Consider the following 12,060-nt stretch of genomic DNA (forward strand, 5'->3'; position numbering starts at 1 on the left):
CCCGATGAGCGTCTCACTGGACGAGGTCGTCAGCGCGCTGCGCGCCTCCCTGCTGGACAACCAGAAGCTCAAGCAGCAGAACCAGCAGCTCACCGCCGCGCTGAGCGAACCCGTCGCGATCATCGGGATGAGCTGCCGCTTTCCCGGCGGCGTCTCCTCCCCCGAGCAGCTGTGGGACCTGGTCGCGGCGGGCACCGACGCGATGTCGGCGTTCCCCGACGACCGGGGCTGGGACCTCGACGCGCTCTACGACACCGACCCGGACAGCCGGGGCACCTCGTACGTGCGGGAGGGCGGCTTCCTGCACGAGGCAGGCCACTTCGACCCGGCGTTCTTCGGCATCAGCCCCCGCGAGGCCCTCGCCATGGACCCCCAGCAGCGGCTGCTGCTGGAGTCGGCGTGGGAGGCGTTCGAGCGGGCCGGGATCGACCCGACGGCGCTGCGCGGGGCACCGACCGGCGTGTACGCGTCGATCAGCAGCCAGGGCGACTACGCGGCCCTGCTGACCGGCGTCGGCGGCGGCGTCGAGGGATACCTGGGCACGGGCAGCGCCGCCGCCGTGGCCAGCGGCCGGATCTCGTACGCCCTCGGCCTGGAGGGGCCGGCGGTCACCGTGGACACCGCCTGCTCGTCGTCGCTGGTCGCGCTGCACCTGGCGTGCCAGGCGCTGCGGCTGGGGGAGTGCACCCTCGCGCTGGCCGGCGGGGTGTCGGTGATGGCCACCCCCACCGTCTTCGTCGAGTTCTCCCGCCAGCGGGGGCTGTCCACGGACGGCCGGTGCAAGGCGTTCGCGGCCGCCGCCGACGGCACCGGCTGGTCCGAGGGCGTGGGCATGCTGCTGCTCGAACGGCTCTCCGACGCCCGCCGCAACGGCCACCGGGTGCTGGCCGTGGTACGCGGCAGCGCCGTCAACCAGGACGGGGCGAGCAGCGGCCTGACCGCGCCGAACGGCCCCTCCCAGCGCCGGGTCATCCGGGCGGCCCTGGCCAACGCCGGGCTGACCGCCGACCAGGTCGACGTGGTCGAGGCGCACGGCACCGGCACCACGCTCGGCGACCCGATCGAGGCGCAGGCGTTGCTGGCCACGTACGGGAAGCAGCGTCCCGCCGACCGTCCGCTGTGGCTCGGCTCGGTCAAGTCGAACATCGGCCACACCCAGGCCGCCGCCGGCGTCGCCGGGATCATCAAGATGGTCCTCGCGATGCGGCACGGCGTGCTGCCGCGCACCCTGCACGTCGACGAGCCCACCCCGCACGTCGACTGGTCGGCCGGGGCGGTCACCCTGCTCACCGAGCCCACGCCGTGGCCCGAGACCGGCCAACCTCGCCGCGCCGGGATCTCCGCCTTCGGCGTCAGCGGCACCAACGCCCACACCATCATCGAGCAGGCCGCCCCCGAGGACGCCGCGGCCGACCGGCCCGCCGGTACGCCCCCGCCGCCGGCCCCGTGGATCGTCTCCGCCCGTTCCGCGCCGGCCCTCGCCGGGCAGGCCCGCCGGCTGCTGGACCACCTGGCCGCCCACCCCGACCTGTCCCCGGCCGACGTGGCGTACTCCCTGGTCACCACCCGGGCGGCGCTGCCGCACCGGGCCGCCGTGACCGGCGCCGACCGCGCCGACCTGCTGGCCGGCCTGCGCGCGGTCGCCGAGGACCGCCCCGCGCCCGGGGTGGTGCGTGGCGTGGCCCGTCCCGCGGGCAAGCTCGCCCTCCTCTTCACCGGCCAGGGCGCCCAGCGTCCCGGCATGGGCGCCGAACTGCACCGCCGGTTCCCCGCCTTCGCCGCCGCCTTCGACGAGGTCGCCGCCGAACTCGACCGGCACCTGAGCCGCCCGCTGCGCGAGGTGGTGTTCGCCGCCCCCGGTTCGCCCGAGGCGGCGCTGCTGGACCACACCGAGTTCACCCAGCCGGCGCTGTTCGCGTACGAGGTGGCCGCGTACCGGCTCGTCACCGCGTGGGGGCTGCGCCCGCACCACCTGCTCGGCCACTCGGTCGGCGAGCTGGCCGCCGCGCACGTCGCCGGGGTGCTGTCGCTGGCCGACGCGGCGGCCCTGGTCGCCGCCCGGGGCCGGCTCATGCAGGCCCTGCCCGAGGGCGGGGCGATGCTCGCCGTACGGGCGACCGAGGCCGAGGTCGCCCCGCTGCTCGACGAGCGGGTGTCCCTGGCCGCCGTGAACGGCCCCGCGTCCGTGGTGCTCTCCGGCGACGTCGACGCCGTGCTAGCCGCCGGCGAACGGCTCGCCGCCCAGGGCCGGCGGACCCGCCGGCTGCAGGTCAGCCACGCCTTCCACTCCGCGCGCATGGAGGCCGTGCTGGCCGACTTCCGGGTGGTCGCCGAGAAGGTCACCTGGCACCCGCCGACCCTGCCGGTGGTCTCCGACCGCACCGGGGCCCTGCTCACCGCCGCGCAGGCCACCGACCCCGGGTACTGGGTCGACCACGTGCGGGACACCGTGCGCTTCCGCGACGGGATCGTCACGCTCGCCGCCGCCGGGACCGGGACGTTCCTGGAGCTGGGCCCGGACGCCGCGCTCACCGCGCTGGGCCGGGAGTGCCTGCCCGACCTGGACGCCGCCGCCTTCGTGCCGGTGATCCGCCGGGACCAGGCCGAGGCGGCCGGCCTGCTCGCCGCGCTCGCCGCCGTGGACCTGCGCGGGGCCGGGGTCGACTGGGCGGCCCTGTTCGCCGGCACCGACGCCGCCCGGGTCGAGTTGCCCACCTACGCCTTCCACCACGAGCGGTACTGGCCCGACCCCACGCAACTCGGCTTCGGCGTCCGGCGGGCGCAGGCCGCCGCGGACGGGAAGTTCTGGGCCGCCGTCGAGGAGGACCAGCCGGCCGCGCTCGCCGCCGTCCTCGGCCTCGACGCCGACCGGCGGGACGCGCTGACCGAGCTACTGCCCGCCCTCGCCGCGTACCGGGGGCGGCAGCGCCGGCGGTCCGAGCTGGACGGCCTGCGGTACCGCACCGGCTGGGTGCGCCTCGACCCGCCGCCCGGCGGTACCCCGCCGACCGGCCCCTGCCTGGTGGTCGCCCGCGCCGGGGATCCGGCCGGGCCGGTGCTGGCCGCGCTCCGAGCCGAGGGCCTGTCGCCGGTGCTCGTCACCGTGGGCGACGACCCGGGGGACCTCGCCCTGCCCGCCGGGGACGCCCCGTCGGTGGTGGTCTCGCTGCTCGCGGCAGGGGAGCCGGACGGCGTCGTCGGGACCGGCCCGCTGGCCGGCACGGCCGCGCTGGTCCGGGCCCTCGCCGACGTGGGCGGCGTCCGGGTGTGGTGCGTGACCCGGGGGGCGGTCGCCGTGGACGGCGACGAACCCGCGCCGGCCGTCGCCGGGGCGTACGTGTGGGGCCTGGGGCGGGTGCTCGCGCTGGAACAGCCGCGGCTGTGGGGCGGGTTGGTGGACCTGCCGGCCGCCCCCGACGACGGGGCCCTCGCCGCGCTGGCCCGTGTTGTCGCCGCCGGCGGCGCGGAGGACCAGGTGGCGGTCCGCGCCGCCGGGGTGTACGCGCGGCGGCTGGAACGCGCTCCGACCGGCCCGACCGCCGGAGACGAGGACTGGCGGCCCCGCGGCGCGGTGCTGGTCCACGGCCCGGCGGGGGTACGGCAGGCGCACGTGCTGCGCTGGCTGGCCGACCGCGGCGCGACCCACCTCGTCCTCGCCGGCGCGGCGGCGCCCACCGCGCCGGCCGGTGTCCACGTCACGACGGTCGCCGACCCGACCGCGCTGCCGCCGGAGCTGGACCGACTCGCCGCCGCCGGGACGCCGGTGCGCACCGTCATCCACGTCGCCGACTCCGGCGGGGCCGGCGAGCCGGTCACCGCTCTCGACCCGGCCTGGCTGGCCGCCGCGGTCGCCGCCGGCACCGCCGCCGTGGAGCTGCTCGACGCCGCCGTCGCCAGCCGGCCGGTCGACGAGTTCGTCGTCTTCTGCTCGACCGCCGCCACCTGGGGCAGCGGCGGGGCCGCCATCGCCGCCGCCACCGGCGCCGGCCTGGAGGCCCTGGCCGCCCGCCGCCGGTCCGCCGGCCGGCCGGCCACGGTCCTGGCCTGGGTGCCGTGGGCCGACGAGGTCGCCGAGCCGGGGCAGCTGCGCCGCCGGGGCGTCCGGCCGCTCTCCGCCGAGCTGGCCCTGGCCGCCTTGCAGCAGGCCGTCGGGCGCGGCGACGACCTGCTCGCCGTGGCGGACATCGACTGGCCCGTGTTCGTGCCGGCGTTCACCGCGGTGCGCCGCAGCCCGCTGCTACGCAGCGTGCCGGAGGCCGCCGCCGTCGTCGGCGCGGCCGGGCCGGCCGGCGGCGCCGTCGTCGACCCGGCGGGGGCGCTGCGCGACCGGCTGACCGCCTCCGCCGCCGACCGGCACCGGATCCTGCTGGACCTGGTTCGGGCGCAGGTGGCCACGGTGCTCGGGCACGCCTCGCCGGGGGCGATCGAGGCCGATCGGGACTTCCTGGAGCTGGGCTTCGACTCGCTGACGGCGCTGGAGCTGCGGGACGCGCTGCGCCAGGAGACGGGGGCGGAGCTGTCCGCCACCCTGCTGTTCGACCACCCCAGCCCGACGGCGTTGGCCCGTCACCTGCTCGGCCAGATCCTCGGCGCGGACGCGGCCGGCGAAGCGCCGGCCGAGGGCGCGGGCACCCCGGAGGGCGCGGGCGGGATCCTCGGCGGGCTGTTCCGCCAGCCGAAGGCGCGCGCCGACGCTGCCGGGTACGCCGAACTGCTGGTCAAGCTGGCCCAGTTCCGGCCCAGCTTCACCGAGCCGGCGCAGCTCACCCGCCCGGCCGGGATCCTCCGGCTGGCCGAGGGTGGCGCGGGCGCCCCGCTGGTCTGCTGCTGCACGATGTCGCTGCTGTCCGGGGCGCACGAGTACGCCCGGATCGCCGCCGGCTTCCGCGGCCTGCGGGACGTCTGGGCGCTGCCCAACCCCGGCTTCGGAGTGGGCGAGGAGCTGCCCGCCGACCTGGACGCGCTGCTGCGGGTGCACGCCGACACCGTGCTGCGGACCGTCGGCGGCGGCCCGTACGTGCTGGCCGGCCACTCCGGCGGCGCGATGGTGGCCAACGTGCTGGCCCGCGAGCTGGAACGCCAGGGCCGGCCGCCGGCCGCGGTGGTGCTGATGGACACCTACCCGGCGAACAGCGAGGTGCTCGGCGGTTGGACGTCGCAGCTGCTCGACGGGATGGTCGAGCGGGACAGCGCGTACACCCCGATGGACGACTACCGGGCCACGGCCTGGGCCGGGTACCTGCCGCTGTTCCTGGACTGGAAGCCGGCCCCGATGGCGTCGGCGACCCTGCTGGTCCGGGCCGGCGAACCGCTGGGGGAGTGGAGCGGGGAGCCCGACGGCTGGCGGTCGGTGTGGCCGTACCCGCACGAGGCGGTGGACGCGGCCGGCGACCACTTCACGATGGTCGGCGAGCGGGGCCCGGAGCTGGCGGCCGGCGTGCAGGAGTGGCTGTCCGGGCGTGGCCTCTAGGAGCGGCCCCCGGGCAGCCCCTAGCACCCCCTAACTCGACTATCGACATCTGTCGTAGCGGTGACCAGAACGGGAGCATGGCGACGTGGACGAGGCAGTGGTGGTCGAGGAGCTGGTCAAGCAGTACCAGCCCAACATGCCGGCGGCGGTGGACGGGCTGAGCTTCACCGTCGCCGCGGGCGAGGTCTTCGGTCTGCTCGGGCCGAACGGCGCGGGCAAGACCACGACGATCGGTGTGCTGACGACGCGGGTGCGCGCCACCTCCGGGCGGGCCACCGTCTGCGGGGCGGACGTCGCGCGCGCGCCGGCCGTGGCCCGGCAGTTGCTGGCGGTCGTGCCGCAGCGGGTGAACCTGGACCGGGCGCTGACCGTTCGGCAGAACCTGCTGTTCCACGCGGCGTACCACCGGGTGCCCCGGGCACAGCGGGCCAGGCGCGCCGACGAACTGCTGGAGCAGATGGGGCTCAAGGAGTTCGCCAATTCCCGCACGGACTTCCTCTCCGGGGGCCTCGCGCAGCGCACCATGATCGCCCGGGCGCTCATGCACTCGCCCCGCGTGCTGTTCCTCGACGAGCCGTCCAGCGGCCTCGACCCGCAGTCCCGGCTCTTCGTGCACGACCGGGTCGCCGAGCTGAAGCAGGCCGGCGTCACCGTCGTGGTGACCACCCACGACATGGACGAGGCGGAGAAGCTCTGCGACCGGGTCGGCATCGTCGACCACGGCAAGCTGCTCACGCTGGACACCCCCGCCGCGCTGACCCGTACCCTGCCAGGCAGCAGCACGCTGACCCTCGTGGTGGCCGCCGGCGCCCCCGCCGAGGAGGTGCGGGCCGCGCTCGACGCCATACCCGACGTGGAGCGGGTGGAGCACTTCAAGGCGAGCGCGGGAGCCGCCGCCGCGGCGCCGGCGTTCCCCGGCATGCCGCCGATGCCGATGCCCGCGCCGGCGCCCGAGGCGCCCGCCGACCCCGACGGCACGCTCTCCTTCCGGGTCTACACCGGCACCCAGCCGGCCAACGCCATCCCGATGGCGCTGAAGATCCTCGCCGACCTGGGCTGCGAGGTCCGCGACCTCAACATCGGCCAGCCCAGCCTGGAAGACGTCTTCATCCACCTGACCGGAAGGGAACTTCGGTGAGCGTCACCGCCCCCGCCACCCCGTCCGCGCCGTCGCCGGCCGCGGTGCCGCCGCCGGTGCGCGCGATGGACCAGTTCGCCACGTTCCGCGCGGTGCTCTCGCGGGACCTGTTCGTCACCGGCCGGGAGCTGGTGGGCTTCCTGCTCCAGGTCTTCATCCAGCCGCTGTTCATGCTGCTGATCTTCGGCAAGGTGCTCGGCGACCTGGGGTACGCCAGCGACGACTTCACCAACGTGCTGCTGCCCGGCGTGATCGCGCTGAACGCCTTCCTGATCGGGCTGGAGAACACCGCGCTGCCGATGGTGATGGACTTCTCCTTCACCCGGGAGATCGAGGACCGTCTCCTGTCGCCCATGGCGATCCCGCTGGTGGCCCTGGAGAAGATCGTCTTCGGCGGCATCCGCGGGCTGATCGCCGGCGTGGTGCTGATCCCGGTCGGCATGCTCATGCTCGACGTCACCTGGCCCTGGGCGGTGGTGCTCAAGGTGATCGGGGTGCTGGCGGTCGGCGCGCTGGTGGGCGCGGCGCTGGGCCTGACCTTCGGCACCCTGGTCCCGACGCAGCACATCCAGATCATGTTCACCGTGGTGATGACCCCGCTGATGTTCACCGGCGCGACCCAGTTCCCGCTGCTCGGCCTGGACTCGCTGCGCTGGTACCAGGTGATCTGTTCGCTCAACCCGCTCACCTACGTCAGCGAGGCCACCCGGTCGCTGGTCGGCCCGTCCGGGGTGGAGTCGGTGCCGCTCTGGCTCGACCTGCTCGTTCTCGCCGGGGTGTTCGTGGTGTTCACGGCGATCGGCATCCGCGGTTTCATGCGCCGGGCGATGGACTGACCGGCACGGGACGGGGCGACGCCGCCGCCGCGCTCAGCGCCTGCTCGCCAGGCGAGCAGGCGGTGCGCAGATCGGCCAGGACCGCCGGGTCGAGCCTCGTGGCACTCCCGGCACGGGACAGGTCGAGGCGGCGGCACGCCTCGTCCAACCAGCTCTGCTCGGCCTCCACGCCGATGAACTCCGCCAGCATGGTCAGCTGTGGCACCGGATCGGCCAGCAGTGTTTCGTAGCGCAGTGACATCCGCGACTGGGGTGGAACGTGCGACAGACTTTCCACCCCCTGCTGGATCAGCGACGACCACAGCCGACCGAATTCCGGCAACGGAAGATCGGTGCCCATGATGAAATCCGGGTCCAGTTTCCCCATGAACATCTTGGCGAAATCCGGGGGCAGTAGTCGGAGTTGTCGCGGCGGCAGCGGAACGTATTCGCCGTTGAATTCCTTGGGGGGCGCGCCAGCGAGCCGTGCGGCCTCGATGGCGAGCATGATCATGCGAAATCCGGCGTGCCGGCTCATCGACAACGCGCAGTCCGGCCCGTCGCGGTACATGTGGATGAATCGTGCTTCCGGAAATGTCTCCCGAAGCTGGCCCACCAGCGGCAGTGAGAGGCCGGAGCGTTCCACGGTCACCGTCCGGCCGAATCTGTCGCGCAACCACGCGAACAGTTGCCGGTAGTGCTCGACCACCGGCCGGCGCGGCCAGCGCCGCACCTCCCCGGCCAGTTCGTCGTGCAGCCCGTCGGGGTCGTTCGTCAACATCGGCAGGGTCATGTGGCAGATCGCCGGTACGCCGGTCTGCGGGCGGAAGCGACCGGAGCCGTAGGGGTAGAGGTGCTCCGGGACGCGCAGCCCGTTGCCCACCATTCCGTCCAGGTTCGGGTCGGGTCTTGCCAACAGTTGCCAGAACTGGAGTCCGTTGATCGGCCGCGGCGGGAATGCGCGAAGTCGAACCGTGGCGAAGAATTCGCTGAGGCTCGATATCGCGGGATGGGTGTGCAGGATCGTTGACAGGAGTGTGGATCCGCAACGTCCGGTCCCGACGATGAAGGTTAGCGTCATTGCCGCCCCGCTTCCCGCGCAGCCGGTTCGACGACCGACCGGCCCCATTCATTGAAGCTCGCCGTCGGGCTTGAACCTACCGACGGCGAGGAGTTAAGTCCAGAGGCGAGGTGGGTCTTCCCGCATTCATCAGGCCTGGCCAAACCTGGTATCTGTTCGACGAGCGTAAATGAAAACCTTTCGGGTGCGGGGCCGTGGACACGCCGGGAGTGCGTCGGCGGGTCCACGGGAGTGGGCGGCACGTCGTGGCCCGTACCGCCCGCACCGTCAGGACGCCTCGACCCGCGCGTCCTCGGGCAGCGGATCGGCGTGTGCCACGAGCCGGGCCGGCAGGTCCGTGCGTCGCTTCACGTCGAGCTTGCGGTACACCCTCGTCAGATGCTGCTCGACGGTGCTCACCGTGATGAACAGCTTGCTGGAGATCTGGCGGTTGGTGTGGCCCTGGGCGGCCAGCGCGGCCACCCGGCGCTCGGCCTCGCTCAGCCCGTCGTCCGGCTCCTGCGTCTCGGCGCCGGCCGGGTACGCCGGCAGCACCTCGCCCGGCTCCCGCCGGATGAGCCGCTGGGCCAGCACCGACGCCCCGCAGTCCTGGGCCAGTTGGTACGCCCGGCGGACCAGCAGCCGGGCCCGCGCCGAGTCACCCGCCCGCTGCAACGTCTGGCCGGTGTCGCCGAGCGCCCGCACCAACTCCAGCCGGTCGCCGCAGGCCTGCAACAGGTTGACCGCCTCGGAGAGCAGCTTCCGCCGGTGGTCCGGGGCGGCGGTGGTGGCGAGCAGCCGCAGCGTCCGACCCCGCGTCCGGTCGTCGACCCCGTGCGGCACCCGCAGCTGCTCCTGGAGGAGCTGCGTGGCCTGTGCCTTGTTGCCGACGCTAAGCTGCACCCGGGCCAGCTCCAGCCGCCACGGCACCAGCCCGGCCGCGTCGACGCCCCAGGTGCGCATCAGTTCGCCGCACCGCCGCAGGTCGGTGATCGCGGCGTGGGGCCGCCGTACGGCCAGGTGGTGCCGGGCACGGGCGGCCAGGTAGTGCAGGCCCAGCGGGGTGCGGAACATGCCGGGCGGAACCGGGTGGGCGAGCCACCGGTCGGCCTCGGACAACCGGGCCGCCTCGGTCGCGCAGGCGACCAGCGTGGCCAGCGGGCCCGCGACCGCCACGCCCCACGCCGGGGCGGGGATGTCCTCCAGCGCCGTGCGGGCGTGGTGCTCGGCGCCGGGCAGGTCACCGACGCGCAGCGCCGCCTCGGCCCGGATCGCCCGGATGACGGCCCGCCACACCGGGGCGTGCCGGGCGGCCGGCCGGCCGAGCAGGACGTCCCCCCAGGCCGCGGCCCGGTCGGACCGGCCCGCCCACAGCAGCGCCAGCAGGGGAGCGGTCAGCATGCCCAGCGAGCCGTCGTCCGTGTGGTGGCGTTGGAGGAGCTGCTCGGCGGTCGCCACGGTGTCGTTCTCGGCGATCGGCGTCAGCGCGGTGTGCAGCACCGTCACCGCCTGCAGCAGCGGGCTGACCGTGGTCGGCGCGCTCGCCGCCCGGGCCCACGCGCTCGGGGTCTCCCGTACCGTGGCCAGGTGGTCGGGGTGGGACAGGGCGACCAGCAGCTGCATCGTCCGCAGCCGCGCGGCCACGCCGCCCGGGCCGTGCTCATCCTCGGCGGAGAAACCGCTGACGGCCTCGGTGGCCTCCTCCACGCGACCCTGCCAGAGCAGGTAGGGCACGGCGGACAGGCCGACGTCGCTGGACGGCCCGGCGGCCCGCGCCGTCTCCACCAGCTCGCCGAGCTGCCCGTTCACGGCCAGCGGGTTGACCTGCCAGCGGGCGCTCACCAGCATCTCGGTGGTGGCGGCCCGCTGCCGCTCGTCCACGCACACGCGGGAGGCCAGGCGCAGGCAGGCGGCGGCCACGTCGGGGCGGCCCGAGGCCAGGGCGTGTCCGGCGGCGTCCTGCAGCACCGGCACCACCCACGGCGCGTCCGCCCAGCCGGCGGCCACCAGATGCTCGGCGACCACGCTCGGCTCGGCGCCGTGGTCGTGCAGCACCTCGGCGGCCCGCTGGTGCAGGCCGCGCCGCTCGTCGGGCGACATGTCGCCGAGGATCGAGTGCAGGATGCGCGGGTGGCGCAACTGGTCGGCCTGCATCAGGCCGGAGGTGCGCAGCACCCGCACCGCCGGGACCGTGGACTCGGGTGCCACGTCGAGGAGGTGACCGAGCAGCTCGGTCGGGGCGGGCCGGTCGAGCACCGCCAGTGCCTGCGCCACCCGGCGGACCCCGGGCTCGTGCCGGTAGAGGCAGCCGAGCACGGCCTGGTCGAACGCGTCGCCGACGGCCGGGCCGGCGCCGTCGCCCGTCCCGCCGCCGGCCCGCTCCTCGAGCAGCGCCCGGGTGAGCAACGGGTTGCCGCCGGTCATGTCCAGGCAGCGTTCCGCCGTCTCCCGGGCGTCGGCGGAATCGGGGTCGCCCCCGACGAGCCGGGCGACGGCGTCCACGGTCAGCGGCGGCAGGGTGATCCGGGCGAAGTGCGGCTGGCTGAGCAACTCGGCCCGGAACAGCGGGTGCGGCGGGCGCAGCGTCGACGCCTCGGCGAGCACGACCATGATCCGGGCGTGGCGCAGTCGGCGGGTCACGTAGAGAAGGCAGTGCAACGAGGCCGGGTCCGAGTGGTGCACGTCGTCGACGACGAGGACCAGGGGCCCGGTGCCGGTCAGGTCGAGCAGGGTGGCGAAGAGGCCGTGCAGCAGGGGAGCCCAGGCCCGGTCGCCCTCGGCCGCCTCACCGCCGGGCTCGGGCAGGGACGTGGCGAAGGTGGCGTCGCCCATCAGCTTCTCGACCCGGGCCGCCGCGTCGGGCGCGAGCCGTGCACTGTGGAACAGTTGCCCGATCACTCCCAGATAGAGCCCGCGCTCCGCCCGCGAGCCCGCAGCGCTCATCACCTGCCCGCCGTTGGCGGCCGCCCACTCGCCGAACGCCTCCAGCAGACTGGTCTTGCCGCTCCCCACCGCGCCGGTGACCAGCGCGACGTGTCCTCGCTGCTGCTCCTCGCACGCGCGGAATGCCCGCCGGAGGCGGGTCGTCTGCTCCTCCTGCTGCACCAACACCGTGTCAGCCCTTCTCGTACGCGGTGCGGAGCCGGAACCCCGGCGCTGCCCGACACCGCCCCCCCCTGCCGGACAGCCGCCCCTCCACCGCGCCCATCGGGGGTAGGGGTGGAGCGCACCGGGCCGCCGTGCCGGGTGGACCTGGAAATTCTTCGCCGAACCATGCCGATCACCGGACGGTCCGTGTGCCCAGGCGAGTCTGGCACCGGGGGGGTTGTGCGACAACGGGCGCGAGACCCCATCGTTTCGCGCACAAGCCTGCGGATCTTGTCCGTCAATAGGGGTTGCGCGATGCGCCGCAAGGGGTGTCGAGTCTGGCCGGACGGCCGGAGATGACGACACCGTGAACGAAGGGTTTCCGCGGTACGCCTCGACGTTGCCATACCGCGTTCCCGCGCGCATGCCCGGCGGACGGAGTGTGACCCGACGAACAGCCGCCCTCGGTTGGTGGGCGGCGGCCGCCCGC

Annotated in this window: 4 protein-coding genes and 1 pseudogene; 3 read left to right on the forward strand and 2 right to left on the reverse strand. The window is 74.9% G+C overall.

From position 1 onward, the window contains the following. Window positions 1-4: 4 nt before the first annotated feature. The 3 genes and pseudogenes from ACGF5G_RS27240 to ACGF5G_RS27250 all read left to right on the forward strand — a co-directional run. A pseudogene (locus ACGF5G_RS27240) lies at window positions 5-5,470 on the forward strand (type I polyketide synthase); the annotation flags it as partial. An 85-nt stretch (window positions 5,471-5,555) separates the two neighbouring features. Further along, a complete protein-coding gene (locus tag ACGF5G_RS27245) occupies window positions 5,556-6,608 on the forward strand; it encodes an ABC transporter ATP-binding protein (protein ID WP_393267777.1) in 1,053 nt (350 codons plus the stop codon). Further along, window positions 6,605-7,444, forward strand: coding sequence for an ABC transporter permease (locus ACGF5G_RS27250; protein WP_393267780.1), 840 nt, complete (start codon window positions 6,605-6,607; stop codon window positions 7,442-7,444). The genes ACGF5G_RS27245 and ACGF5G_RS27250 overlap by 4 nt, the downstream gene beginning before the upstream one ends. Here the strand turns inward: ACGF5G_RS27250 and ACGF5G_RS27255 are convergent. Together ACGF5G_RS27255 and ACGF5G_RS27260 are read right to left on the reverse strand one after the other, a co-directional pair. Continuing rightward, on the reverse strand, window positions 7,422-8,504 hold the full coding sequence (locus tag ACGF5G_RS27255) for a hypothetical protein (RefSeq protein ID WP_393267782.1): 1,083 nt from the start codon (window positions 8,502-8,504) through the stop codon (window positions 7,422-7,424). The two genes, ACGF5G_RS27250 and ACGF5G_RS27255, sit on opposite strands and share 23 nt — an antisense overlap. 267 nt (window positions 8,505-8,771) lie before the next feature. Beyond that, window positions 8,772-11,594 carry an AAA family ATPase gene (locus ACGF5G_RS27260; protein ID WP_393267784.1) on the reverse strand — a complete coding sequence of 941 codons (2,823 nt, stop codon included), beginning with the start codon at window positions 11,592-11,594 and terminating at the stop codon, window positions 8,772-8,774. Window positions 11,595-12,060: the final 466 nt, after the last annotated feature.

The sequence above is a fragment of the Micromonospora sp. NPDC047730 genome (assembly GCF_043204765.1).
Classification (GTDB): domain Bacteria; phylum Actinomycetota; class Actinomycetes; order Mycobacteriales; family Micromonosporaceae; genus Micromonospora.